The sequence below is a fragment of the Methylomonas sp. DH-1 genome (assembly GCF_046097555.1).
Lineage (GTDB): Bacteria > Pseudomonadota > Gammaproteobacteria > Methylococcales > Methylomonadaceae > Methylomonas > Methylomonas koyamae.
Map to the genome: position 1 here is coordinate 99,007 of NZ_CP143089.1, position 24,833 is coordinate 123,839.

A 24,833-nucleotide genomic window follows, 5' to 3' on the forward strand; every position below is an offset into this window, starting at 1 on the left:
AGCCGAAATTGTTCAGAGACGACCGCTCTCATGCGAACGATAAAAAATGCTCGACTGATGAAGTCATCCCAAGTCGTGACAGTAGCGCCCAAAAACGAGACCAAAAAATCCTCAACCGCCTGAGGATCAAACGGATGTTATGGCCGGCACCGCACAGGATGGCATGCAACGCATCGCCCAGTTCGCCTTTCAGGTAGTTGCGCCCCAATAATCCGTCGTTCTTTAGGTGGCCGATGATCGGTTCGATAGCGTTGCGACGTTTGAGTGCGCGTTTGAGTCGTCGTGTATCCACGCCGCGTTTTTGCCGGGCTTTGTAAATCGTGACCCCGGGCAGCTCGACACCACGATAACCCAAGTCGACAAACGCTTCTTTGGCGTGCGTACCGCTCAGTATTTCTGCCTGTTCCAGACAGGATTCCAGGGTGTGACCATCGTAGGGATTACCCGGAAAGCTACGGGCACCCAGTACGAAATTGCTTTTATTCGTGACGGTGATGCCCACTTTGACGCCGAATTCATATTTCTTGTGGACTTTACCTTTGGCAATGCATTCCACTTCCGGGGCGTGAAAACTGTAGAGTTTGTTTTTATCCTGGGGGTTGCTGATTCAGAATCCGTTGGGTTTTCGCCAGCGTCTCTTTGAACACCCCTTTGACGGCGTCGGATTGATTGTCCAATTGACGTTCAATATCTCGATACACTCGGCCGACCAAAGTCTTTAACTGCTTGAGCATTTTGCGTTTGCGCTTCATTTGCTTGGCATGACTGTACCGGTTCGCCATTAGCAGCAAATACGGAGCTTTACGGTTGTAGTTCTGCCGTAGCGAAATCTCATGCTGCTCAGCCAAGCGGACCAGGTGCTGGCGACAGCGTTCGTACAACTTCCCATCGGTCGGATACGTGATGGCTTTCTCTTGCACCGTGCTATCGACCGTCACCGATTCAAAATCCTGCTTGTTCACGGTCTTGCTATCTACGCCAGCCTGAATCGTCACCGATAACATCCATTCACAACCGGCTTCGCCAATCCGTTTCCGCCAATAGGTCAGTGATGTGGGGTGGCAAGGCATCTGGTGTTGGAAATACGCTTCGCCGCAAAAGTATTGCCAGTACGGATTTTCCAGCCATTGCGCGACCACCGCTTCATCGGAGCGTGCGAAGGCATGTTTGAGGTAATGAAGTCCCGCTATCAGTCGCGTGGGCAAGGCAGGCGCACCTTGATTCTCGGTAAAGAACTCGCCAAAGGCATCATCCAGGACTTTCCAATCGATCAGATTAGCCAGTTGGTAAAGCTCGTGTTTTGGGTTTAACAGGTCGGCTAGCGGTGTGTTGAATAGATCGATTTGACCACTCGTTTCTTGGGATTTTGGCTTCATTTTGAATAAAAATTTGCAAGAAATTAATAGCTATTTTACCCCTTTCTTGCAATTATTGCCCGCTTCTTAATTAGATTACTTATTTTATTTCAATGTGTTAGTGGAAATTTTAGGGCTTTTCAGGGGCAACTAATTACGCCGAACAAGTGATCATTAACAGGTTGGTGAAAAACTATATTCTGGACACTAATTTCGCGGGAAGCCTGCTATTTTTAGTTCAAAAGATTGTTCTACGATATTAAACATAGATTCAGTTGTCTTCGAAAATGAATTTTTCACCAACCTGATAAGAGTAACGTAGCCACGCTACTCTTATCCTTAAAAAGCTGTTGAGAAAAGTCCAGCTTCTAAGCTGGTTATAAATTTTGCAAGAGAAGGGGCTTTGATACGCGTGTTTAACAGGTTGGTGAAAAACCATATTCCAGCCACTAATTTAGCTAGAAGAAGCCTTTATTTAGTGCTGAATCAATCTTGTAGTACTAAATATAGGTCTGATTGGTTGCAAAAAAGAGTTTTTCACCAACCTGTTAGGCGAATAACAAGGAGTTATACGGTTTCTGTATACCTACCGAAATTGATCCTAGAAAAGAAACTTTGAGGATCATCATATGAATTTTTTCTTTAAATTATCTGAACTGCGTGAACTTACCGCTAATACCAGATCTGCGCCATTGAATCAGATTAGACGATAGACAGCAATGGTTCGTCAGCCTCGAATCATCAACTCACTGAATGAAATTGGTGACATCGATCTACCCCATGATCAGCGTATTCAACATACTGTTTTTGAGTTAGGAGTAAGAAAGGATTTGTATCCCTGAACCTATCGAAAGGCGCGCAGCATTGAGCTTCGACGAACTCAGTCTAGAATGCCGGTCAATCCAAACGCCGCCATTGTCAAACAACCTGGCTCAGATTTGCCGTTAGCGGATTTGATTGCTACATTTCCCGCACCGAATGAGATGTCGTTGCCGTGGAGGCCTGGATGCGGAAATTTAGCTTGCTCAACCGATACCGGCTGTCCGGGTTAGCCCTGGCCTGGCTGGCGGTATCGGCTCACTGTCCCGCTGCGCCCAGCGACGATCCGGATATTCTGGCCCGGCGCGGCCAACAAAGGCCGTTCAGCACCAGCCCGGCCGAAGCGCCGACCATCGTGCTGAGCAAGCCGGCCGGCGGTTGGACCAGCGGCTTGCAAATAACCGTCGCCGGCACCTGCTCCGACCCGGCAGCCGATCCGGTCGTGGTGAATATCAACGGCGTGCGCTATTACGTCCGTAATGCCAACGGCAGCTTCAGCCGCGCCTTCCCGGCCGCAAAGGGCAAGAACAGCGTGATTGCCGAATGCGCCAATGCCGCCGGCGTTGCCAAAGCCTCGGCGACGGTGGACGCGGTGATTTCGCCGATACCGTTGAAAGTGATCCTGACCAGCGACAGCGACGGCGTCTATACCGACCTGCACATTTACGAACCGGACAAAAGCCACGTCTATTGGGCCGATACCAACTCCAGCAGCGGCGGCATTTTCTTTTTGAATTCGAACGGCGACAACTTCGACCAAGCCGGCTACGGGCCTTATTTATACGTGCATCCGGCGCCGCCGGTCGGCGTGTTCCGCATCGATACCAATTATTGGCCGGGCGGCGCGGTGCAACACACGCTAGCCAACCTGGACATCATTCTCGACGAAGGCCTGCCGAGCGAAAGCCGGCGCCGGGTGCAAAAACCTTTGGCTCGGCCCGGCGAGACCCAAACCCTGGCTTACGTCGCAATCCAGGGCAACCGGCAACCGGCGAAAATTTACGTGCCGGGGCAGGACGCGGAGCGCGACATGCCGGCCGAAATCAGAGAGTACATCAAACAGGAACCCAAGCGCGAAGGCGAAGATAGCGGCGAGGATTTGAGCTATTTGCCGGCGGCGGACGCCGAAGCGCTGCGCGAGACGGTCACCAACGTCGCGCTGCTGCAAGCCCGCAAACCCAGCCCGTTGTGGGAACCGAAACAACGCGACTGCGCCGGCCTGGTCCGCTTCGCCTACCGCACCGCGCTGGAACCGCGCGATGCGGCCCGCACCGCCAAGCTCGGCATCCCGGCCAAACTGAATTTGCCGGCCGTGTCGGAGCAGGCCCGGAAAACCTTGCCGAATTATCCGCAGCTCTGGCAGACGGGGGTAAGTAACGGCTTGCCGCGTTACGGCCATTTTGCCGACGCCGAAACCCTGATCGGCTATAACTTTCGCTTGAAATCGCGCGATCTGGCGGCGGCGCAGAGCGGCGATTTGCTGGTTTACCAAAAACCGTTGCTGAACGACGAGCCCTACCATTTGATGCTGTTCGCCGCCGGCCGCGCCGAAAGCCTGGCCGTTTACCATAACGGCGCTCAAGGCAGCGAGGGCCAGGTAAGGGTGGTGCGCGTCGCCGAATTGCTGAACTCGCCCGACCCGGTCTGGATTCCCCGCCCGGAAAATCCCTATTTCCTTGGAGTGTTCGAATGGAACCGCTTACGCCCGCAAAACGCCTGACCGCCATCGCCGCCGGCATAGTCTTGGCTGCCGGCGCCGGCGTGGCGATCTACCGGGAAGTGGCCCGGCAACCGTTGGCCAAGTTGGTCCGCGCCGATCTGCCGCTGCTGGAATTGACCGTGAAATTGCGCGACTCAGCCAATCAAGATCTGGACGCCGCCAATTCGCTGGTCGGCAGCAACGACGAGGTTCCGGCCGGCGACGAACGCTGTCCGGCGCTGGTCGGCGGCGACGCCGGTTCGGCTACGGTAGTGGACGTCTTCGTCAAGCGCCCGGCCGACTGCCCGAAACGCGCCGCCTGGTATGTACGCAAACACCCGGTGGCGTTGACGCTGCACTTCAACCAGGGCGAGGCGTTTTTACAGTGGTGGGACCAGCAAGCCGAGGTGCAACGCCTGCTCGATAACCGCTTCGTCAAAGGGCTGTTCTTCGGCCTGCTGCAAAGCCTGCACGTCAAAGCCGAACAGCTCAATCTGCAAGGCATACAAGGCGACTTCCTGCTACAGGTGCTGCGCGACGCGGTCGGCGCCAACGCCGAATTGCATTACGACATGGCCCACGGCAGCCAGGGCTGGGTGATTGGTTATAGCCGCGGCGCCAGCCGCTTTGCCGACCAGGCCATGCCGGCACTGGCCGGCGTGCTGGCCAGCAGCGGCTATCGGGTCGGCAAATTGCCGGAACCGATTCTGGAAGCCCGCATCGGCCTGCAAAAACTGTTCGTCACCGAATACGACGGCCGAATTTATCTGGCGCAAAGCCTGGAAGCGTTACTGAACGTATTGGACAGCATCGCGCCGGAAGCCGGCGGCGGCGATGCGCCGCTCAGCCTGGTGCTGCGCAGCGAGGCCTTCGTTGCCCATCTGCTGCCGGTAATGGCCGGCGCGGAAAGCTATCCGATCCGCTGGGATTTTGCGCTGAATGGCGCCGAACCCGGCTGGTTAAGCTTGCCGGCAGCAAGCTGGCAGCGCCAATTGCACCCGCGTTTGTTCGATGGCGTAGTCGCCAGCATGCCGCACGACGCTTTCGCCGGCTTCGCGGCCAGTCTGGCGTTGCCGCCGGACCTTACCGGCGACGATTGGCGCAAACTGGCCGCGGCCGGCCCGGCGGCCAACCCGCCCGGCCCGGAGCCGGCCGGCATCGGCGTGGTGTGGGATTTCAGCCCGGACGATCCGGCCGGCGCGGTCGGCGTCGTCGTTGCCAATCCCGGCCAGCCGCAAGCCAGCGCGGCCTATACCCAATACCTGAAAAATCAGGACCTCGGCGCCGAGTGCGCCGGCGGCAGCCTGTTCCTTGCCGCCAGTTCGGCGAATTTGCTGACGCGGATGAAAGACGCCTGCAACAAACAATCGCTGAGCCCGCTGGATTGGCAGCGCGGCGCCGAGAAACAACGCTTGCAGGATGCGCAGTTGCTTGCCTTCGTCAACCCCGGCGCGGCCGCCCGCGAATTGTTTCTGGCCGGCGGCGCCGGCGCCAACCAAGACGCCAACGAATTCGCGCCGCGCTGGCAACAAGACTACGAAGCCGCCAAAGCCGCGATGCGCCGGGATGGCGACAAGCTGTTCGGCAATCTGCCGCTGCTCAGCTACGCCGGCCGGGTGGCGGACAATGCCGCCGGCGCTCGCTTGCAAGGGAAATTGGTCGCGCAAGCCGTGGCGGCAGCCGCCGATTGAAGCGCCGCCGCCCAGCGCATTTGGTTTGTTAACCCGGCCCGTTTAATCACTGGTATTCCGTTCGGGCTGAGCGCTTCGAAGCCCTTTGCAGCATACCCTTCGACAGGCTCAGCACCCTCAAGGGCATAAAGGCGAAAGTTATTTAAGGGCCAAGTTAATAATCGCCGGAGTTAAGCGACATCTGAGCCTGCTGCACCGGTTTTTCCAGCAGTTTCAGACACAAGCCGCCGACCTTCGGCGTCCACAGTGCCGGATTCTCGGGGAAGGGTTCGATACGACCGGTACTGCGATAACCGCGGCGCTGGTAAAACTCGATCAATTCCCGCCGCTGCGGAATCACAGCCATGACAAAAACCCTGACCGGCCAGATTCGCGTCGCCCATTGCTCGGCCTGCTGCAAAAGTTGTTTGCCGATACCCTGGCCTTGATGAGCCGGGCTGACCGCCAACATGCCGATATGCACCTGCCTCGCGGCATGGCGTAAATGCACCGATCCCAAAAGCTGGGTTTGCCATTTACAGGCCAGAATCAGCGAATCGGATTCGGCCAGCAATTCGAAAATCCCGGCGGCGTCGATTCGGCGGCCGTCGAGCAAGTCGGCTTCGGTGGTCCAGCCCAAGCGGCTGGTTTCGCCGCGATAGGCCGAGTTGATCAATTGCGCCAACGCCTCGGCGTCGTTCGCATCAGCCACACTAAACTCCAATTCCATAGCCCGCTCCCGATCCGGTCGCCAGTCAAGCCAACCAGGCGTTGATTTTGGCTTTGACATCCGCTTTCAGTTGCTTGGCGAAACGGTAAATGGCGGTCTCGGCGATTTTGGCGTGTGCCCAACGCAGCCAACCGCTGACGGTATGGTAGATAAAGGCAATCGGCGTAAAGGTCAGCAGTTGCGGCTTGGTCAGGCTGAACACCCGCGCCACCAGCAAGGTACCCAGCAGCTTGGCGAACAGTTCCAGCAAGATGCCTTGCAATAGCAGTCCGTGTACCAATAGCGATAGCGCCGCCAAATTGATCGGCGTGACGATCATTATCGGCACCGCAATCGCCAACAAGGCCATCGGCGGCGAGGTCCGGCTCAACCAACGCTCGACACTTTCCAGCCGCAACCACAGCGCCAGATAATGGCCGCACGCGGACAGAAAGTCCCACAGCCATTCCTCGATAATCAGCAGCACCGCAAGCAGCGTCAGCAAAAGTTTTTTCATCGTCGTCATCCGGCAAAAAATTCAACCGCACTATACCGAAACGGGCTCGGCGTTGTCGCCGAAAACCGCCAGATAAGCAGGGATACCGGCATTCCCTTACAACAGGCCGCTCCGGTATTGCTCTTGCATTCTCTAGGAACCCACGAATCACAGAAACATCTCGACTCTAGTAAGGTGGTGATAACCATATCCCGACCTCTACACTTAATAGGGGACAAAAGCTTTATTTAGTGCCAATTTCTCATTTAACCACTAGATATAGACTAAATTGGTCTCAAAAAATAGTTTTTCACTAACCTGCTAACTCTAACGGTATTATCCTATAGCTAGTAGCCCTCTGTGGGTAAACGGTGGGTGTGGTAGAATATAAATATTTATGAATTACTCTCGTTAGAGTGATTTATTGAATTTCTTCAAGCGCTAGTTAAGGCATAGGGTTTATTATGGCATTAGCAGGTTGGTGAAAAACTCTTTTTTGCAACCAATCAGACCTATATTTAGTACTACAAGATTGATTCAGCACTAAATAAAGGCTTCTTCTAGCTAAATTAGTGGCTGGAATATGGTTTTTCACCAACCTGTTAGTGAAATTATGTTACTCGGAATTTAAAGATGAGCCTAGATACTGGGATATTTCTGATGCAGAGTTTTCTAAAATTAATTTGATTGTAGGAAAAAACTCATCGGGTAAATCCAGACTTATGTCTGTAATTAATTCTTTTGCCAGAATACTGTGTGGACAGCACAAGGCTTACGAAGCCTGTGGTTTTTTGGTAACTCTAAAGTTGAATAGTGGTGAGTTTTCATATGAAATAGCATTTAAAGAAGGAACTGTAATAAAAGAAGTTCTTTTGGTTGATGGCGAAAAAAAGCTTAGTCGCGATGAAAACGGATCCGGGCAAATTCACTACGAAAAAGAAAACACCTTTTTGGACTTTAAAATTCCAGCTAATGCGATTGCTGCAGTAAACCGCAGGGATGAAATTCAGCATCCTTTTTTAATAGAGCTATATCAGTGGGCTAATAGTGTTGTTTTGTATTTATTCGGCTCAGACTTTGGAAGGTCGCGCGTTATGGGAGTAACTGACGCGCATGCATTTTTTAACAACCCCAATCCTCCTCCATTTGATGATCCTGACGACTTTGTTAGAGTCTACTCTTCTGCATATAAGAGATTTGGTGAAACGTTTGATAAGGCTGTTATTGCAGACATGGGGGAATTGGGCTATTCATTATCAGATGTAGGGGCGGACAATCTTCAGGAACTTTCCAACTTTCCTTTTGCTGCGGTAGGAATATTTGTAGTAGAAACCGACTTAGGATTTAAAAATCCGCAAATACAAATGTCTCAAGGCATGTTCCGTGCCCTCGCACTTGTAGTGCATCTCAATTTGTGCGCATTTTCAAGAAACAAGCAATTAATTCTTGTAGATGATATTGGTGAAGGATTGGATTATGAAAGAGCAACATCAGTAATCAAACTTCTAATAACCAAGGCCAAAGAAAACGATATGCAGCTTATTATGACTACTAATGATCGTTTTGTTATGAATGAGGTGCCGCTAGAATATTGGGCTGTATTAAAGCGAAAAGGCGGCATTGTTAAGATGTTTAATGCCAAAAACTCTCAAAAGCAATTTGAACAATTTAAGTATCTTGGTCTTAATAACTTTGATTTTTTTGCTTCGGATTTTTTTGAAGCAGAGGTTCTTAATGACTAAAAAATTTGCTGTATTTGTCGAAGGATTTACAGAACAAGAGTTCGCAATTCGGTTATTGTCCGAATTAGCAGGAAATCATGGAATATCTTTTGAGGTTCAGTTACAGCATCAGGGGAAACTTTCTTTTTCGGAACTGCGTTCACATCAGTCACCGACCATACATGTTTTAGTCGCAAATTGTTGTAATGATGGACAAGTTAAATCGCAAATAAAAGATCGGTATAATTCTCTAAAACTGGCCGGATATTCCTTAATTGTCGGCTTGCGTGACGTTTATCCATTTACACATACTGAAATAGACAAGTTAGAAAACAGCTTATTAATTGGGCTACCTATTGGTGATTTACCAATACATCTACATTTAGCTATTATGGAAATTGAAGCTTGGTTTTTAGAGGAAACAACCCATTTTCAACGTATTGACAACAATATAAATACAAGCAATTTAATTGCCAGTGGTTTTGACACCAACAGTATGCATGCTTATGATTTGCCACATCCCGCCGAAACCCTAGCAAAAATATATAACAGCGTAGGTAAAGGGTATACGAAAAACAGAAGGCAGGTACAGAGAACTATTGATGCATTATCTTACGAAGAATTGTACTTAACAGGCTGGTGAAAAACTCGAAAAGCCAAGTAGGCTAAGGCATAGATGAGCCGCCAACTGTTAAAATAGGCTACCTAAATTTGGAGCCTTTCAATGCGCGGACACGATGCCATTCAAAGTAGCTGGTTCAGCTACGTTAGCCTGGAAGAACGTATTCCCAAACAGCATCCGTTGCGTCGTTTACGTCTACTCGTCGATGGCGTATTGACCTCTATGAATGCCGTCTTTGCCGAGCGTTACTCGCACACTGGCCGCCCGTCGATTGCGCCCGAAAAACTGCTGCGCGCCTTGCTGTTGCAAGTGCTGTACACCGTTCGTAGCGAACGCCAGTTGATGGAACAGCTGGACTACAACCTGCTGTTTCGCTGGTTTGTCGGTCTGGGCATCGACGATGCTGTCTGGGAACGCAGCGTGTTCAGCGCCAACCGCGAACGGCTGCTGTCCGAAGCGCTGAGTCGCGAATTTTTTGAGCGGGTACTGGCCATAGCCGAATGGCAAAACCTGGTGTCCGACGAACACTTCAGTGTCGACGGCAGCCTCATTGAAGCCTGGGCCTCGCACAAAAGCTTCGTTAAGAAAGACGGCAGCGGCCCGGACAAACCCGCCGGCCGCAATCCCGAGGTCGACTTCAGCGGCGAAAAGCGCAGCAACGCCACCCACCAAAGCACGACAGACCCGGAAGCGCGGCTCTACAAGAAAGGCGAATACACCGAGGCCAAACTGCGTTACATCACCCATGCCTTGTCCGAGAATCGCAACGGCCTGATTGTCGATGTCGAAACCACTCAAGCCACCGGCACCGCCGAAATCGAAGCCGCGCAAACAATGATCAAACGCCGTGTGCCCAAAGGCGGTAGCGTCGGTGCCGACAAAGGCTATGACCAACCGGCGTTCGTCAACAAACTCAAGGCGCAAGACATCAAAGCCCATGTGGCCCGGAAAAAGACCGGCAGTGCCGTCGATGGCCGCACCGCGCGCGGCAAAGGTTACGCCCAAAGCCTCAAGCGCCGCAAAATCGTCGAAGAAGCCTTTGGCTGGGTCAAAACGGTCGGCGGCCTGCGCAAAACCCGTCACATCGGCTTAGCCAAAGTCGCTGGCCAAGCCTTGTTTTGCTTCGCCGCCTACAACCTGACGCGCTTGCTCAACCTATTGGTGTTCACGCCGAAACCGGCGTGGAGTGCGCCCACCTAGGGTGAAGTACGCCTGAAAACCGTCCACAGACGGCTTCAGGCGAATAAAAAGCCCTTGAAACAGGGGCAAAACGCTTGAAACTCGATGTCATGACCGATTTCAACACGAAAAAATCACGGCAACCGTGGGTAAGGGGAAATATCAGTGGGTTTTTCACCAGCCTGTTAACCTGGCTCTGTTATTTCCGATATTCTGTTTGGGCTGAGCCGGGCAAAGCTTGAAGTGGAGAGCACTCGACCAACTCAGGGCGAACGGTATTGAAGCACTGGGTTAATAGATGCCGGCTGCTGCAAATGTTGCTGCAAGAAATGCCGGATGTTACTGAATTTGGCCGGATATGGCTGAAGCAAGTAAAGGCGGTTGGTTAGGTAAATCCAACCGTTTGTGCCGGCTGCCGGCTGTCGGATGTTTCAGGCTCCGGTCTCGGTTTCCTTGTCTTCGTCGGAGGTCATTTCGGAAATTTCCTTCAGGCGGGCGACGGCTTTGAAGTTGACGCTGCCTTCCGGATACTGGCCTTCGGCGTTCATCGTGCCGGCTTCCTGGCCGGTCAGCAGGCTGAGGGCTTCATCGACGTTGGAAACGGCGTAGATGGCAAAATTGCCGCGCTCGACCGCGTCCACCACTTCTCGTTTCAACATCAGGTTGCGTTTGTTCGAGGTCGGAATGATCATCGCTTGCCGGCCGGTCAAGCCGCGCGCGGCGCATAATTCGAAGAAGCCTTCGATTTTTTCGTTGACGCCGCCGATGGCTTGCACTTCGCCGTATTGGTTGATCGAGCCGGTCATCGCGAAGCCTTGGTTGATCGGGGTGCGGGTCAGCGCCGATATCAGGCAGCACAATTCGGCCAGCGAGGCGCTGTCGCCGTCGATGTGGCCGTAGGACTGTTCCATCGCGATGCTGGCCGAGATCGCCAACGGAAATTGCTGGGCGTAACAGTGGCCGAGGTAGCCGGTCAGAATCATCACGCCTTTGGAGTGGATGGGTTGGCCGAGTTCGACTTCGCGTTCGATATCGACGATGCCGCGCGAGCCGGGATGCACCGTGGCGGTGATCCGGGCCGGTGCGCCGAAGCTGCTGCCGCCGATGTCCATCACGGTCAGGCCATTGACCTTGCCGATGGCTTCGCCGTCGGTGTCGATCAGGATCGTGCCGTCCAGCATTTCTTCCAGGATGGCTTCGGCAATGCGGCCGTTGCGTTGTTCGCGGGCGGCCAAGGCCAATTCGATTTCGGCTTTGCCGATCTCGCTGGCGCCGGTCTGGCTGCTCAATAGGTTGGCTTCGGCGATGATTTCCAGGCAGTTGTTGACGTGGGCCGACAGCCGCTGCTGGTTTTCCGCCAGGCGGCAACTGTGTTCGATCAGGCGGACCAAGGCCAGGTCGGTCAAGGGTTTTGCGCCGGCGTCGCGGGCCTGTTGTTTCATGACCTGCACGAACTGGCCGATGCTGTCCGGCGTGCGTTTGATGTGGTCGTCGAAATCGGCCAATACGCGGAACATCTCGTTGAACTCGCTATCCAGCTCTTCCAGCAGGTAATAAATGTCGCGGGTGCCGACCAGGATTACTTTGACGTTGAGCGGAATGACTTCCGGTTTCAAGGTGATGGTGTTGATGCCCAGTTCCGAATACGGCGATTCGATTTCGATTTTGCCGGCTTTCAGCGCCCGCTTCAGGCCCTCCCAAACAAAGGGGTAGGTCAATACTTTTTCGGCGTCGAGGATCAGGTAGCCGCCGTTGGCACGGTGCAGTGAGCCGGGGCAGATGCGGCGGTAATTGGTGATCAGCGTGCCTTGGTCGCTGACGTATTCGATGCGGCCGAACAGGTTTTGGTAAATCGGGTGCGGCTCGTAAATCACCGGGGCGCCGGCGGCGTCGTGCTTGCAGTCCACCAAAATGTTGGGCAGATACTGTTCGATCAGCATCTGGCGTTTGGCGATGATTTCCCGGTTTTCCGGGTTGCGGCTCGGCATCAAGAAGTCGCTGATGGTGTTGCTCAGGTTTTTCTCGATTTCCGCCAGGTAGGTAATCACGTCGTCGACGTTCTGGTACTTGTCGGTCAGTTCGGCCAGCAACGGTTCCAGCGCCAGTTTGATAGTATCGCTATCCAGTTGCCGAATTTCCTCGGCCAGCGTACGCCGCCACTGCGGCAGTTCCAGCAATACGTCGCCCAGATACTCTTCGAGCTCTTCGGTGTGTTGGTGGAAGGCGTCGCGCTCGGCTTCCGGCAGCAGCGTGAATTGCTCCTCGTCCAGCGCCTTGTTGTTGCGGATCGGCAGGAAGGTGATCGAGTCGTTGTCGCGGTACAAGGCCACGCCCATGGCCCGGGCTTTGCTGTCGACCAAATCGATTGCCGCGTTGTAACGCTGGTTGAAGCGGCGTTCGATCGCGGTTTTCTTTTGCTGGTAGCTGGGGCTTTCGAAGGCGGCCGGAAAGGTGGCCAGCACGTTGTCGATCAATTTTTCGACGTCTTTGGCAAAACTGTGGCCTTCGCCGGACGGCAATTCGACGGCAACCGGTTCGCGCGGGTTTTCGAAGTTTTCGACGTAAGCGTAGGACAGCGGCGATTCCTGTTGTTCGGCGTAGCCGGTCAGGTAATGGCTGACCATCGACAGCCGGCCGGTGCCCGGATCGCCCATGACGAAGATGTTGTAGCCGGGGGCTTTCATCGCGATACCGAACGCCAGCGCCGACTGGGCGCGGTTCTGGCCGAGGATGCCGTTGTAGCGGGAACCGGTGTCGGCGGCAGGCAGGTCGATCGTCAGCTTCAGCGCTGCGGCCGGTAGTTTCAAGTGGTCTAGCATGGCGCTCAGGAACGGTCCGGGACCGACAGCATGTGGCGCATGCGTTCGGCCTTGGTTTTCAGGTAGTCGAGGTTGTCGCGGTGGATGCGGGTTTCGATGGCAATCCGGTTATTGACTTGCACGCCGAGTTTGGTCAACTCGTCGATTTTTTGCGGGTTGTTGGTGATCAATTCGATCGAATGCACCTTCAGGTTGTCCAGAATCAGCGCAGCGATGTCGTATTGGCGTTCGTCGGCCAGATGGCCGAGTTTGATGTTGGCATCGACGGTATCCAGGCCTTGGTCCTGTAGGTTGTAGGCTTGCAGTTTCTTCAGCAGGCCGATGCCGCGGCCTTCCTGGCGCAGGTAGATCAATACGCCGTAACCGGCGGTATTGATCATGTCCAGCGCCATGTCCAACTGCTCGCCGCAGTCGCAGCGGCGCGAGCCGAGCACGTCGCCGGTGAAGCATTCGGAATGGATGCGGACCGGCACGTCGTCCTTGCCGGCCACGTCGCCTTTGACGAAGGCCACGTGTTCTTTGTCGTCCAGACTGTTGCTGTAGTAATGCAGGATGAATTCGCCGTGTTTGGTCGGAATCCGGGTTTGAACTTTGTCTTCTACGGTTGCTTTCACTGAGCTGGAAATCCTTGAAATGCGCGGGTTACGCGGCTAAGCCTTTTGCCATCGCCTCTCCGGAAGCGATGGCAAAAGGCTCCAACCCGCGATGTTTGGCTTTACGGCGGTATTGGGTCTTGTCGGCGTAGGTTTGAGCTTTGTTGAATTGGCGGGCGAATTTAGCGACCGGATTGTGCTTGGGTTTGTCCGGCAAGCCCTGGCCGGGGTTTTGTTTTCTCATGCTTTTTTCTCTCTAAGCTATTAAAATAACGTTTTATTTGAACATAGATTGCCTGTGAAATTCCAGAAAGACTTTGACGTAATCGTGGTCGGCGGCGGCCATGCCGGTACCGAAGCGGCGTTGGCGGCGGCGCGTACCGGCGCGCAAACCCTGTTGCTGAGCCAAAACATCGAGACGTTGGGGCAAATGAGCTGCAATCCCGCCATCGGCGGCATCGGCAAGGGCCATCTGGTCAAAGAGGTCGATGCGCTGGGCGGTATCATGGCTAAGGCTATCGATTTGGGCGGTATCCAGTTTCGCATCTTGAACGCCAGCAAAGGCCCGGCGGTGCGGGCGACCCGGGCGCAAGCGGATCGCCAGCTTTACAAACAAGCGGTACGTAGTGCGTTGGAAAATCAGCCCAATCTGGCCCTGTTCCAGCAAACCGTATCTGACTTGATCGTACACGGCGACCGCGTCACCGGCGTCAAAACCCAGATGGGTTTGGAGTTTAACGCCAAGGCGGTGGTATTGACCGCCGGCACTTTTTTGGCCGGACGGATTCACATCGGTCTGGAAAATTACAGCGGCGGCCGCGCCGGCGATGCGGCATCGATTGCGCTGGCCGAGCGCCTGCGCGAGTTGCCGTTTCGCGTCGGCCGGCTGAAAACCGGCACCCCGGCCCGGATCGACGGCCGCACCATCGACTACAGCAAATTGCAGGAACAGCATGGCGATACGCCGCTGCCGGTGTTTTCTTTCATGGGTAGCCGCGAACAGCATCCGCGCCAGGTTTGTTGCCATATCACGCGGACCAATCAGGAAACCCACGACATCATTCGCTCCGGCTTGGACCGGTCGCCGATGTATTCCGGCATCATCGAAGGCGTCGGCCCGCGCTACTGCCCGTCGATTGAGGACAAAGTCGTGCGCTTTGCCGAGCGCGATTCGCACCAGATTTTTGTCGAGCCGGAAGGTTTGAATACCAACGAAGTCTATCCGAATGGTATTTCCACCAGTTTGCCGTTCGATATTCAGTATCGCTTCATTCGCACGATGCTGGGTTTCGAGAACGCCGAAATCGTTCGCCCCGGTTATGCCATCGAATACGACTTTTTCGATCCGCGCGATTTGAAAACCTCGCTGGAAACCAAGCACATGAATGGGCTGTTCTTCGCCGGCCAGATCAATGGCACCACCGGCTACGAAGAAGCCGCCGCGCAAGGTTTGATCGCCGGGCTGAACGCCGCGCGCTTGGCAAAAGGCCTGGAAAGCTGGTGCCCCGGCCGCGAGGAAGCTTACATCGGCGTGATGATCGACGACTTGATCACGCGCGGCACATCCGAGCCTTATCGCATGTTCACCAGCCGCGCCGAATACCGCTTGCAATTGCGCGAGGACAACGCCGATCTGCGCTTGACCGAACAAGGCCGCGAATTGGGTTTGGTCGACGACGAGCGTTGGCGCCGGTTCGAGGAAAAGCGCGAAGCCATCGCCAATCTGCAAGGCAAGCTTGCCAAAAAGTGGATCAGAGCCGAATCCGACGAAGCGGCGTTGGCGGAGCAGTACTGGGGCAAAAAATTGGTCAAAGAAGCCAGTTTGATGGACATGCTGCGCCGGCCGGAGGTCGATATCGAAAATCTGTTAACCTTCACCGACGAAACCGAAATCGACGAGCAAGTTGCCGAACAGGTGGCGATTCAGGCTAAATACGCCGGTTACATCGACCGTCAGCAAACCGAGATTAGCCGCACCCAGCGCTATGAGCATCTGAAATTGCCGGAGAACGTCGATTACAGTCTGGTGTCCGGCCTGTCCAACGAAGTCAGCGAAAAATTGAAAAAACAGCGTCCGGAAACTTTGGGTCAGGCTTCGCGCATTCCCGGCATAACGCCGGCGGCGATTTCCTTGCTGTTGGTGCATCTGAAAAAGAAAAGCGCCTGATGGACGCCTGCCGAGAACAGTTGCGGCAAGGCCTTGCCGCCTTGGGCTTGTCGCTCGAGGATGGCCAGATCGAAGCATTGCTGCGCTTCGTGGCGCTGATGGGTAAATGGAACAAGGCCTACAACCTGACTGCGGTGCGCGATCCGCTGGATATGGTGGGTTTGCACATTTTGGACAGTCTGGCGGTTTTGCCGCATATCAAACCGGAATTGATCGCCGATATCGGTACCGGTGCCGGTCTGCCCGGTATTCCGTTGGCGATTTGCCGGCCCGATTGCCGTTTCGTGCTGGTCGATTCCAATTCCAAGAAAACCCGCTTCGTGCAGCAAGCCGTGCTGGAGCTGAAATTGACAAACGTCGACGTGGTGCACAGCCGGGTCGAGCAATTCAAACCGAGCCGATTGTTCGACATGGTGTTGATGCGCGCTTTCGCCTCAATGCCGGACATCGTTAAAATGACCGGCCATTTGTTGGCCGAGGACGGCGTGTTGCTGGCGATGAAGGGGCAGCAGCCGATAGGCGAACTGGCCGGAATCGGCGCCGAATACCAAGTGATTCCGCTGGCGGTGCCTGGCGTAGATGCCGAGCGTTGTCTGATTCGCATAGAGAGACTCAAGCATGGCTAAGATAATCGCGATCACCAATCAGAAAGGCGGCGTCGGCAAGACCACGACCAGCGTCAATCTGGCCGCCGCGCTGGCAGCGACCAAGCGCAAAATCCTGCTGATCGATCTCGATCCGCAAGGCAATGCGGCGATGGGTTGTGGCGTCAACAAGGACGAGCTCGAATATTCCAGTTGCGAATTGTTGCTGGAAGAGGTGCCGGTCTCTGGCATCATCGTCAAAAACAAGGCGTTGGGTTTTGATTTGATTCCGGGTAACGCCGATCTGACCGCCGCCGAAGTGCAATTGATGGCGGCGCAACACCGCGAGCGGCGTCTGGCCGATGCGTTGTTGCCGGTCAAGGACCAGTACGATTACATTTTGATCGACTGTCCGCCGTCGTTGAACATGTTGACCTTGAACGCCATGGTCGCGGCGCACAGCGTTCTGATTCCGATGCAATGCGAATATTATTCGCTGGAAGGCTTGTCCTCGTTGATGTCGACCTTGCGCAACATCCGCGATACCGTGAATCCGGGGTTGCACCTGGAAGGCATACTCCGGACCATGGTCGACAGCCGCAGCCGCTTGGGCAAGGACGTGTCGGACCAATTGATCGAATATTTCGGCGATAAGGTATTCCGCACCACGATCCCGAGAAATATCCGGCTGGCCGAAGCGCCCAGCCACGGCGTGCCGGTATTGGCTTACGACAAGGCTTCGCGCGGTGCGGTCGCCTACATCGCGCTGGCCGGCGAACTGATCCGCAAACATAAAGCAGCAGCCAAATGATGAATCCGAAAAAACGCGGTTTGGGCCGGGGCTTGAGCGAATTGCTCGGCGACGTTTCGGCGCCGGCTCCGGAAAAGACCCACGATACGCAAAAGCTGCCGATCGAATTTCTGCAACGCGGCAAATACCAGCCGCGCAAGGATATGGATCCCGACAAGCTGAAAGAGTTGTCCGATTCGATTGCGGCGCAAGGCATCATTCAACCCATCGTCGTGCGCAAAGTCGCCGGCGAAAAATACGAAATCATCGCCGGCGAGCGCCGCTGGCGCGCCGCGCAGTTGGCGGAGCTGGCCGAAGTGCCGGTGTTGGTCAAGGATATCGACGACCGCTCGGTGATGGCGATCGCCTTGATCGAAAACATTCAGCGCGAGGATTTGAATGCGTTGGAAGAAGCCGAAGCCTTGCACCGGTTGCAGGACGAGTTCGAGTTGACCCATCAGCAAATCGCCGAAGCGGTGGGTAAGTCGCGGACTACGGTAACCAACTTGCTGCGTTTGCTCGAATTGGCCGGCGAGGTGAAAACCATGCTCGGCAAAGGGCTGCTGGAAATGGGGCATGCTCGCGCCTTGCTCGGTTTGGACGAGGCGAAACAGGTCGAAATTGCGCACAAGGCCGTCAAGCAAAACCTGAGTGTTCGCGCCGTCGAGAAGCTGGTGCGCGAGATGCACGAGGACAAGCCGGCGGCTCCGGTAAAACGGATCGATCCCGATACCTTGCGCCTGCAGCGCGAGTTGTCCGAGCGCACCGGCGCCAAGGTCGAGATCAACCACCAGGCCGGCGGCAAGGGTAAGTTGATCATCAACTACACCAGTCTGGAAGAGCTGGAAGGCATTATCGGCAAAATCCACTGATACGGCGGATTGTTGCAAGCCCGTGTCGGTTTGTCGCATCTGCTACACGGTTTTCTCGGCAAACCTTAGAAAAACTGTTGATTTGTCCCTTGGCATGCCGATTGCTTTTATTGTCGGGGCATTGTCGGACAGTCCTGTCCGGGTTTTGAATTCTTGATTGCGCTTCAAAGCCTTAGCTTCGGCTCGGCCCGAGCTGAATGGCGGCCTTACCTTGCGTAAACGGCGGTGGCTGGATATAATCGCCGCGCTTAACGGTCAAGGAGATATTTATGACAGTCGAAAATTCGTTTTCAACTGTCAGACGGGTGTTGTATGCGCAGGTCCTGATGGCTACGGCAGTGGCGTCGGGATTTTTATTGATGGGCGGCTGGAAATCCGCAATGTCGCCGCTGATCGGCGGTGGCGTGGCCTTGATTCCTAATCTTTATTTTGCATACAAAGTCTATCTCGCCCGGTATCGGGATGCGTCCGGCATCCTCAAGGCGTTTTATGCCGGTGAGACGGTCAAGCTGTTGCTGACGGCGGCCTTGTTCGCGATGGTATTGCAAATCCCTTGGATTAATTTTTTAACGCTGTTGGTGGGTTATATCGCAGTGTTGTCGGTTTTTTGGTTCGCGCTTTTTTATTGGCGCGGTTAGTTTTGAATTGAGAGGCAAAATGGCTAGTGAAGGCGGCGCAACCGGTTATATAGTCCATCACTTAACTCCGTTATCGGTTGGTGAAGGATTTTGGACATTGCATCTGGATACCTTGTTTTTTTCCGTATTTTTGGGCGGATTGTTCATTTTGTTTTTTAAGTCGGTTGCCGAGCGGGCAACCTCCGGCGTGCCGGGACTGGCGCAAAATATTGCCGAAATGCTGGTCGAATTCGTCGATACGCAGGTCAAGGACAGTTTTCACGGCCGTAGCGCGTTGATCGCGCCGTTGGCGCTGACCATCTTCTGCTGGGTATTTCTGTGGAATGCGATGGATATGCTGCCGGTAGATTTGTTGCCGATGATCGGTAGCCTGATGGGCATGGAATACATGCGCGTGGTGCCGAGTACCGATTTGAACGGCACCTTCGCGCTGTCCATCAGCGTGTTTTTCCTAATTTTCTTTTACAGCATCAAAGTCAAGGGCTTGGCCGGTTTTGCCCACGAAATGACTTGCACCCCGTTCGGCCCGAAAATGATGCCGTTCAACCTGCTGCTGAAAACCGTCGAGGAATTGGCTAAACCGATCTCTTTGGGTTTGCGGCTATTCGGTAACCTTTACGCCGGTGAGCTGGTGTTCATCCTGATCGCATTATTGCCGCCGATCGTGCAGCCTTTGCTGGGCTTCCCGTGGGCCGTATTCCACATTCTGGTCATTACTTTGCAGGCTTTCATATTCATGGTTTTGACCATCGTTTATCTGAGTCTGGCCTGCGAAGACCACTAACCGTTTTATTTTTTACATTCATATCAATCTTTAGGAGACATTATGGAACTCGCATCATTAATCGCCAACGTTCAAGGCTTCACCGTTATTGCCGTCGGTATCATTTTAGGTTTGGGCGCGATCGGTACTGCTATCGGTTTCGGCCTGTTGGGCGGTAAATTCCTGGAAGGCGCGGCCCGCCAGCCTGAATTGGTGCCGATGCTGCAAGTCAAAATGTTCATCATCGCCGGTTTGCTTGACGCGGTAACCATGATCGGCGTAGGTTTGGCGCTGATGCTGACTTTCGCGAACCCGTTCCTTTCTGCCGTTCAATCCGTTGCAGGTTAATTAACCCACCCATCTGTAACCTGAGGCGTAAGCCTTTTGCGTGTCGTTTATTGCGACTGCGGACAGATAGACTAACAACGGCATTACGAGGAAAGCATCAATGAGTATCAATGCTACTCTGATCGGGCAGATGATCACTTTCACGCTTCTGGTGTGGTTCACCATGAAGTATGTCTGGCCGCCGATCATTGCTGCTCTGGAAGAGCGCAAAACCAAAATTGCGGAAGGTTTGGCTGCGGCGGAAAAAGGCCAGGAAGAGATCAGACTGGCCGAAAAGAAAGCCAAAAGCGTTTTGAAAGAAGCCAAGGAGCAGTCGGCCGAGATCGTCAGCGCCGCACAAAAGCGCGCCAACCAATTAGTCGAAGAAGCCAAGGAACAAGCTAAAAAAGAAGGCGAGCGCCTGTTGGAAGCAGCGAAAGCGCAAATCGAACAGGAAATGCTGCACGCCAAGGAAAGTTTGCGTAAGGAAGTTTCCTCTCTGGCTTTGCGTGCCGCCGAGCAGATTTTGAAAGAAGAAATCGACAAGGCCAAGCACCAGGACATTATCAGTAAAGCGGCGGAACAATTGGGTTAAGCGATGGCTGAAATATCGACATTAGCAAGACCTTACGCTCAGGCCGCTTTTAAGCGGGCCAAAGAAGCCAATGCTGCCCAAAACTGGTCCGATTCTTTAACGTTTTTGTCTTTGTTGGTTCAGGACGAGGCCTTAGCCGGTATCGTCGCCAATCCCAGAGTCAACAAACAGAATACAGCACAGTTGATACTGGATATTTGCCAGGATCAAATTCACGATGAAGCCAAGAATCTTCTCAAAGTGTTGATCGAGAACGACAAATTGCCTTTGTTGCCTCAAATTTCGGTGATGTTCGAACAGTATAAGGCCGACGACGAAGGTTACGTTAATGTCGAGCTGCAAAGCGCTTATGCTTTGACAAAAGCCGAGCAAGGCAAATACGTCGCCATGCTCGAGAAATTTTTGCAGAAAAAGGTCAACGCGTCCGTGTCTGTCGACAAATCGTTAATTGGGGGCATCCTCGCCAAAGCCGGCGACAAAGTCATTGACGGTTCCATCAGAGGCCAGCTTCATCAATTAGCTAAAAGACTTTAAGAGTTAGAGCGGGAAAATAACATGCAATTAAATCCATCAGAAATAAGTGATCTGATCAAGAAGAAGATCGAGAATTTCGACGCGCATCTCGAGGCCCACACCGAGGGCACCGTAGTCAGCGTTACCGACGGTATCGTTCGGGTTCACGGTCTGTCTGAAGCAATGCAAGGCGAAATGCTGGAATTTCCTGGCGGCTCTTACGGCATGGCTTTGAACCTGGAAAGAGACTCGGTCGGTGTGGTTGTGCTGGGTGCATACCAACACATTACCGAAGGCGACACCGTCAAGTGCACCGGCCGTATTTTGGAAGTGCCGGTCGGCGAAGCCTTGTTGGGCCGCGTGGTCGATGCGTTGGGCAACCCGATCGACGGCAAAGGCGCGATCGAGACCAATCTGACCTCCCCCATCGAAAAAATCGCTCCGGGCGTTATTGCCCGTCAATCGGTAGACCAACCGGTCCAAATCGGATTGAAATCTATCGACTCTATGATTCCGGTCGGCCGCGGCCAACGGGAGCTGATCATCGGCGACCGCCAGACCGGTAAAACCGCGATTGCCGTCGATGCCATCATCAACCAAAAAGGCACCGGCATTAAATGTATTTATGTCGCCATAGGCCAAAAACGTTCGTCGATTGCTAATGTGGTACGCAAATTGGAAGAACACGGCGCGATGGAACATACCATCATCGTCGTGGCATCGGCTTCCGAATCGGCTGCGTTGCAGTTCATCGCGCCGTACACCGGTTGCTCGATGGGCGAATACTTCCGCGACAACGGTCAAGATGCGCTGATCATTTACGACGATTTGACCAAGCAAGCGTGGGCCTATCGCCAAATCTCCTTGTTGCTGCGCCGGCCGCCGGGACGCGAGGCGTATCCGGGCGACGTGTTTTACATCCACTCGCGCTTGTTGGAACGTGCGGCCCGAATCAACGCCGACGAAGTCGAAAAACTGACCGGCGGTAAAGTCAAAGGCAAAACCGGTTCCTTGACCGCATTGCCGATCATCGAAACCCAAGGCGGCGACGTTTCGGCCTTCGTTCCGACCAACGTGATTTCGATCACCGACGGCCAGATATTCCTGGAAACCGGTTTATTCAACTCCGGTATCCGTCCGGCCGTAAACGCCGGCTTGTCGGTATCGCGGGTTGGCGGTGCGGCGCAAACCAAGATCATCAAAAAGCTGGGCGGCGGTATCCGTTTGGACTTGGCGCAGTTCCGCGAATTGGCGGCATTTGCTCAGTTCGCTTCCGACCTGGACGAGAGCACCCGCAAACAAATCGAGCGCGGCCAACGCGTGACCGAACTGATGAAGCAAAACCAATATGCGCCGATGTCGGTCGCGGAAATGGGCGTTTCGCTGTATGCGGCAAACAATGGATTCCTGGATAGCCTGGAAGTCAAGCAAGTCCGTATGTTCGAAGCGGCGCTGTTGGATTTCATGAGAAACGAGGAAGCCGAGTTGATGGCGAAAATCAACGAAAAAGGCGACTACAACGACGATATCCAAAAAGGCATTCACGCGGCGATCGAGCGTTTCGTCAAGACTGCTAGCTGGTAAGGGACTCGCACATGGCTGTTGGTAAAGAGATACGATCAAAAATCGCGAGTATCAAAAATACTCAAAAGATTACTCGAGCCATGGAGATGGTGGCGGCGAGTAAGATGCGTAAAACCAAAGACCGTATGCAGGCTACCCGGCCTTACTCGAAAAAAATTGGTCAGATCATTCGGCATCTGGCCAAAGCCAATCCGGAATACAAGCATCCGTTCATGATCGAGCGGGAGGTTAAGCGGGTAGGCATTATCGTGGTGAGTTCCGACCGTGGTTTATGCGGTGGCTTGAACGCCAACCTGTTCAGAAAAGTGCTGGCCGAAATGCAGCAATGGCAAAGCAAAGGCATTGCCGTCGATGTCTGCGCGATTGGCGGCAAAGGTGCTGCGTTTTTCAGCATGATCAACGCCAATCTGGTCGGCCAGGTTTCGAAGTTGGGCGACACGCCGCACCAAAGCGACATTATCGGTCCGATCAAAATCATGCTGGACGCGTTCACGAACGGCGATATCGACGAACTGTTCTTACTCAGCAACGACTTTGTCAACACCATGACGCAAAGGCCGGTGATGCAGAAGCTGTTACCGGTGGCGGTTGGCGAGCTGGGCGAAGAGACCAAGGGCCGGTGGGATTACCTGTACGAACCTAACGCGAAAGACGTGTTGGACAGCTTGCTGATCCGCTATGTCGAATCGGCGGTATTTCAAGGTCTGGTGGAAAACAACGCCTGCGAACAGGCGGCGCGGATGGTGGCGATGAAAAGCGCTTCCGACAACGCCGGCAATATCATCAAAGAATTGCAACTGGTCTACAACAAAGCCAGACAGGCTGCGATCACGCAGGAAATTTCCGAAATCGTCGCTGGCGCCGCTGCGGTATAAGGCATTCGAGACAAGTTTAGATAGATTTTTATAGAGGACGACATAATGAGTTTGGGTAAAATCGTTCAAATCATCGGCGCGGTCGTCGACGTGGAATTTCCGCGCGATAACCTGCCGAAAGTATATGACGCGTTGAATGTCGAGGGCGGTCTGGTTCTGGAAGTTCAACAACAATTGGGCGACGGCGTGGTGCGGACCATTGCGATGGGTTCCACCGACGGTCTCAGCCGCGGCGTCAATGTCACCAACACCGGCGAAGCGATTAAAGTACCGGTGGGCCAAGCGACGCTGGGCCGCATCATGAACGTTCTCGGCGAAGCGATCGACGAAAAAGGCCCGATCGGCGAGAAAGAAAAATGGACCATTCATCGCGATGCGCCATCTTACGACGAGCAAGCGCCGGCCAACGAATTGTTGGAAACCGGCATCAAGGTTATCGACCTGGTTTGCCCGTTCGCCAAAGGCGGTAAAGTCGGCCTGTTCGGCGGTGCCGGCGTGGGCAAGACCGTCAACATGATGGAATTGATCCGCAATATCGCGATCGAGCACAGCGGTTACTCGGTATTCGCCGGCGTCGGGGAACGGACTCGCGAAGGTAACGACTTCTATCATGAAATGACCGATTCCAACGTTATCGACAAAGTATCGTTGGTTTACGGCCAGATGAACGAGCCGCCGGGAAACCGTCTGCGTGTGGCGTTGACCGGTCTGACCATGGCGGAATTCTTCCGCGACGAAGGTCGCGACGTACTGTTTTTCGTCGACAACATCTACCGCTACACGCTGGCCGGTACCGAAGTATCGGCGCTGTTGGGCCGGATGCCGTCCGCGGTAGGTTACCAACCGACGCTGGCTGAAGAGATGGGCGTACTGCAGGAACGTATCACCTCGACCAAAACCGGTTCTATCACCTCTATCCAAGCGGTATACGTACCGGCCGACGACTTGACCGACCCGTCGCCAGCCACTACTTTCGCTCACTTGGACGCGACCGTGGTATTGTCCCGCCAGATCGCCGAGTTGGGTATTTACCCTGCCATCGATCCGCTCGATTCCACCAGCCGCCAGTTGGACCCGCTGGTGATCGGTCAGGAACACTACGAAACCGCGCGTACCGTACAAGGTATCCTGCAACGCTATAAAGAATTGCGCGACATCATCGCGATCTTGGGTATGGACGAACTGTCGGAAGAAGACAAATTGACCGTGGCTCGTGCCCGGAAAATTCAACGTTTCCTGTCGCAACCGTTCTTCGTAGCCGAGGTATTTACCGGTTCGCCGGGAAAATACGTGTCGCTGAAAGACACGATAGCCGGTTTCAAAGGCATCATCAGCGGCGAGTACGACAGCTTGCCGGAACAAGCTTTCTATATGGTCGGCACGATAGACGAAGCCATCGAAAAAGCCAAAGGCATGTAATCCGGCCCATAGGAGAGTTTTAAC

At 54.1% G+C, this 24,833-nt stretch carries 22 protein-coding genes and 1 pseudogene; 17 read left to right on the top strand and 6 right to left on the bottom strand.

The window, feature by feature from the left end; translation table 11 throughout:
* Window positions 1-28: 28 nt before the first annotated feature.
* Window positions 29-1,376: pseudogene (locus VXJ35_RS00425) on the bottom strand (IS5 family transposase).
* Window positions 1,377-2,361: 985 nt separating this feature from the next.
* On the opposite strand from VXJ35_RS00425, the gene VXJ35_RS00430 reads away from it, so the two are divergent.
* Window positions 2,362-3,894: a DUF1175 family protein gene (locus tag VXJ35_RS00430; protein WP_064020039.1), complete on the top strand. Its 1,533-nt coding sequence runs from the start codon at window positions 2,362-2,364 to the stop codon at window positions 3,892-3,894.
* Window positions 3,864-5,564, top strand: coding sequence for a hypothetical protein (locus VXJ35_RS00435; protein ID WP_064020040.1), 1,701 nt, complete (start codon window positions 3,864-3,866; stop codon window positions 5,562-5,564). The genes VXJ35_RS00430 and VXJ35_RS00435 overlap by 31 nt, the downstream gene beginning before the upstream one ends.
* A 154-nt stretch (window positions 5,565-5,718) precedes the next feature.
* Here the strand turns inward: VXJ35_RS00435 and VXJ35_RS00440 are convergent, their stop codons facing one another.
* Window positions 5,719-6,255: a GNAT family N-acetyltransferase gene (locus VXJ35_RS00440; protein ID WP_231914818.1), complete on the bottom strand. Its 537-nt coding sequence runs from the start codon at window positions 6,253-6,255 to the stop codon at window positions 5,719-5,721.
* Window positions 6,256-6,298: 43 nt separating this feature from the next.
* Window positions 6,299-6,769, bottom strand: a complete 471-nt coding sequence (locus VXJ35_RS00445; RefSeq protein WP_064020042.1) for a hypothetical protein — start codon at window positions 6,767-6,769, stop codon at window positions 6,299-6,301.
* 551 nt (window positions 6,770-7,320) lie between these two features.
* Here VXJ35_RS00445 and VXJ35_RS00450 point away from each other — a divergent pair.
* The 3 genes from VXJ35_RS00450 to VXJ35_RS00460 all read left to right on the top strand — a co-directional run bounded on the left by VXJ35_RS00450 (window position 7,321) and on the right by VXJ35_RS00460 (window position 10,291).
* Window positions 7,321-8,490, top strand: a complete 1,170-nt coding sequence (locus VXJ35_RS00450) for an ATP-binding protein (RefSeq protein ID WP_157198030.1) — start codon at window positions 7,321-7,323, stop codon at window positions 8,488-8,490.
* On the top strand, window positions 8,483-9,112 hold the full coding sequence (locus VXJ35_RS00455) for a DUF4276 family protein (protein WP_197495932.1): 630 nt from the start codon (window positions 8,483-8,485) through the stop codon (window positions 9,110-9,112). Before VXJ35_RS00450 ends, VXJ35_RS00455 begins: the two co-directional genes overlap by 8 nt.
* A gap of 81 nt (window positions 9,113-9,193) precedes the next feature.
* Window positions 9,194-10,291: an IS5 family transposase gene (locus VXJ35_RS00460; RefSeq protein ID WP_064020044.1), complete on the top strand. Its 1,098-nt coding sequence runs from the start codon at window positions 9,194-9,196 to the stop codon at window positions 10,289-10,291.
* 410 nt (window positions 10,292-10,701) lie between these two features.
* Here the strand turns inward: VXJ35_RS00460 and VXJ35_RS00465 are convergent, their stop codons facing one another.
* From VXJ35_RS00465 to VXJ35_RS00475, 3 genes are read right to left on the bottom strand one after another with little or no spacing between them, the layout of a single operon-like run.
* Window positions 10,702-13,089, bottom strand: coding sequence for an ATP-binding protein (locus VXJ35_RS00465; RefSeq protein WP_064020045.1), 2,388 nt, complete (start codon window positions 13,087-13,089; stop codon window positions 10,702-10,704).
* Between the two features lie 5 nt (window positions 13,090-13,094).
* The gene (ribA, locus tag VXJ35_RS00470) at window positions 13,095-13,703 is read right to left on the bottom strand and encodes a GTP cyclohydrolase II (protein ID WP_064020046.1); all 609 of its coding nucleotides are present in this window, start codon (window positions 13,701-13,703) and stop codon (window positions 13,095-13,097) included.
* 28 nt (window positions 13,704-13,731) lie between these two features.
* Window positions 13,732-13,926 carry a hypothetical protein gene (locus VXJ35_RS00475; RefSeq protein ID WP_064020047.1) on the bottom strand — a complete coding sequence of 65 codons (195 nt, stop codon included), beginning with the start codon at window positions 13,924-13,926 and terminating at the stop codon, window positions 13,732-13,734.
* A 54-nt stretch (window positions 13,927-13,980) separates the two neighbouring features.
* Between VXJ35_RS00475 and mnmG the strand changes: the two genes are divergently transcribed.
* From mnmG to atpD, 12 genes are all read left to right on the top strand, one after another.
* Window positions 13,981-15,849, top strand: coding sequence for a tRNA uridine-5-carboxymethylaminomethyl(34) synthesis enzyme MnmG (mnmG, locus tag VXJ35_RS00480; RefSeq protein ID WP_064020048.1), 1,869 nt, complete (start codon window positions 13,981-13,983; stop codon window positions 15,847-15,849).
* Window positions 15,849-16,475, top strand: a complete 627-nt coding sequence (rsmG, locus tag VXJ35_RS00485) for a 16S rRNA (guanine(527)-N(7))-methyltransferase RsmG (protein WP_064020049.1) — start codon at window positions 15,849-15,851, stop codon at window positions 16,473-16,475. The genes mnmG and rsmG overlap by 1 nt, the downstream gene beginning before the upstream one ends.
* A complete protein-coding gene (locus VXJ35_RS00490; RefSeq protein ID WP_064020050.1) occupies window positions 16,468-17,244 on the top strand; it encodes a ParA family protein in 777 nt (258 codons plus the stop codon). The genes rsmG and VXJ35_RS00490 overlap by 8 nt, the downstream gene beginning before the upstream one ends.
* On the top strand, window positions 17,244-18,095 hold the full coding sequence (locus VXJ35_RS00495) for a ParB/RepB/Spo0J family partition protein (protein ID WP_064023303.1): 852 nt from the start codon (window positions 17,244-17,246) through the stop codon (window positions 18,093-18,095). The genes VXJ35_RS00490 and VXJ35_RS00495 overlap by 1 nt, the downstream gene beginning before the upstream one ends.
* A gap of 269 nt (window positions 18,096-18,364) precedes the next feature.
* Window positions 18,365-18,733, top strand: coding sequence for an ATP synthase subunit I (locus VXJ35_RS00500; RefSeq protein WP_064020051.1), 369 nt, complete (start codon window positions 18,365-18,367; stop codon window positions 18,731-18,733).
* 19 nt (window positions 18,734-18,752) lie between these two features.
* On the top strand, window positions 18,753-19,517 hold the full coding sequence (gene atpB / locus VXJ35_RS00505) for a F0F1 ATP synthase subunit A (RefSeq protein WP_054760845.1): 765 nt from the start codon (window positions 18,753-18,755) through the stop codon (window positions 19,515-19,517).
* 42 nt (window positions 19,518-19,559) lie between these two features.
* Window positions 19,560-19,844, top strand: coding sequence for a F0F1 ATP synthase subunit C (gene atpE, locus VXJ35_RS00510; RefSeq protein ID WP_020484117.1), 285 nt, complete (start codon window positions 19,560-19,562; stop codon window positions 19,842-19,844).
* Window positions 19,845-19,944: 100 nt separating this feature from the next.
* Complete coding sequence (locus VXJ35_RS00515) at window positions 19,945-20,418, top strand: F0F1 ATP synthase subunit B (RefSeq protein WP_054760810.1); 474 nt, start codon at window positions 19,945-19,947, stop codon at window positions 20,416-20,418.
* A 3-nt stretch (window positions 20,419-20,421) separates the two neighbouring features.
* Entirely contained in the window at window positions 20,422-20,952 is a 531-nt protein-coding gene (locus tag VXJ35_RS00520) for a F0F1 ATP synthase subunit delta (RefSeq protein ID WP_054760812.1), read from the top strand.
* A 21-nt stretch (window positions 20,953-20,973) separates the two neighbouring features.
* Entirely contained in the window at window positions 20,974-22,515 is a 1,542-nt protein-coding gene (gene atpA / locus VXJ35_RS00525; RefSeq protein ID WP_064020052.1) for a F0F1 ATP synthase subunit alpha, read from the top strand.
* Between the two features lie 11 nt (window positions 22,516-22,526).
* Window positions 22,527-23,390: a F0F1 ATP synthase subunit gamma gene (gene atpG, locus VXJ35_RS00530; protein ID WP_064020053.1), complete on the top strand. Its 864-nt coding sequence runs from the start codon at window positions 22,527-22,529 to the stop codon at window positions 23,388-23,390.
* Between the two features lie 45 nt (window positions 23,391-23,435).
* Window positions 23,436-24,809 (top strand): F0F1 ATP synthase subunit beta, encoded by a 1,374-nt coding sequence (gene atpD / locus VXJ35_RS00535; protein WP_054760816.1) that lies wholly within the window; start codon window positions 23,436-23,438, stop codon window positions 24,807-24,809.
* Window positions 24,810-24,833: the final 24 nt, after the last annotated feature.

Bases quoted from the DNA above. Each gene is read 5' to 3' on its own strand.
- VXJ35_RS00500 (WP_064020051.1), top strand. From the start codon at position 18,365: ATGACAGTCGAAAATTCGTTTTCAACTGTCAGACGGGTGTTGTATGCG.
- atpD (WP_054760816.1), top strand. From the start codon at position 23,436: ATGAGTTTGGGTAAAATCGTTCAAATCATCGGCGCGGTCGTCGACGTG.
- atpB (WP_054760845.1), top strand. From the start codon at position 18,753: ATGGCTAGTGAAGGCGGCGCAACCGGTTATATAGTCCATCACTTAACT.
- VXJ35_RS00445 (WP_064020042.1), bottom strand. From the start codon at position 6,769: ATGAAAAAACTTTTGCTGACGCTGCTTGCGGTGCTGCTGATTATCGAG.
- rsmG (WP_064020049.1), top strand. From the start codon at position 15,849: ATGGACGCCTGCCGAGAACAGTTGCGGCAAGGCCTTGCCGCCTTGGGC.
- atpA (WP_064020052.1), top strand. From the start codon at position 20,974: ATGCAATTAAATCCATCAGAAATAAGTGATCTGATCAAGAAGAAGATC.
- VXJ35_RS00475 (WP_064020047.1), bottom strand. From the start codon at position 13,926: ATGAGAAAACAAAACCCCGGCCAGGGCTTGCCGGACAAACCCAAGCAC.
- VXJ35_RS00465 (WP_064020045.1), bottom strand. From the start codon at position 13,089: ATGCTAGACCACTTGAAACTACCGGCCGCAGCGCTGAAGCTGACGATC.
- VXJ35_RS00520 (WP_054760812.1), top strand. From the start codon at position 20,422: ATGGCTGAAATATCGACATTAGCAAGACCTTACGCTCAGGCCGCTTTT.
- VXJ35_RS00455 (WP_197495932.1), top strand. From the start codon at position 8,483: ATGACTAAAAAATTTGCTGTATTTGTCGAAGGATTTACAGAACAAGAG.
- VXJ35_RS00430 (WP_064020039.1), top strand. From the start codon at position 2,362: ATGCGGAAATTTAGCTTGCTCAACCGATACCGGCTGTCCGGGTTAGCC.
- VXJ35_RS00495 (WP_064023303.1), top strand. From the start codon at position 17,244: ATGAATCCGAAAAAACGCGGTTTGGGCCGGGGCTTGAGCGAATTGCTC.
- VXJ35_RS00490 (WP_064020050.1), top strand. From the start codon at position 16,468: ATGGCTAAGATAATCGCGATCACCAATCAGAAAGGCGGCGTCGGCAAG.
- VXJ35_RS00515 (WP_054760810.1), top strand. From the start codon at position 19,945: ATGAGTATCAATGCTACTCTGATCGGGCAGATGATCACTTTCACGCTT.
- VXJ35_RS00460 (WP_064020044.1), top strand. From the start codon at position 9,194: ATGCGCGGACACGATGCCATTCAAAGTAGCTGGTTCAGCTACGTTAGC.
- VXJ35_RS00435 (WP_064020040.1), top strand. From the start codon at position 3,864: ATGGAACCGCTTACGCCCGCAAAACGCCTGACCGCCATCGCCGCCGGC.
- atpE (WP_020484117.1), top strand. From the start codon at position 19,560: ATGGAACTCGCATCATTAATCGCCAACGTTCAAGGCTTCACCGTTATT.
- atpG (WP_064020053.1), top strand. From the start codon at position 22,527: ATGGCTGTTGGTAAAGAGATACGATCAAAAATCGCGAGTATCAAAAAT.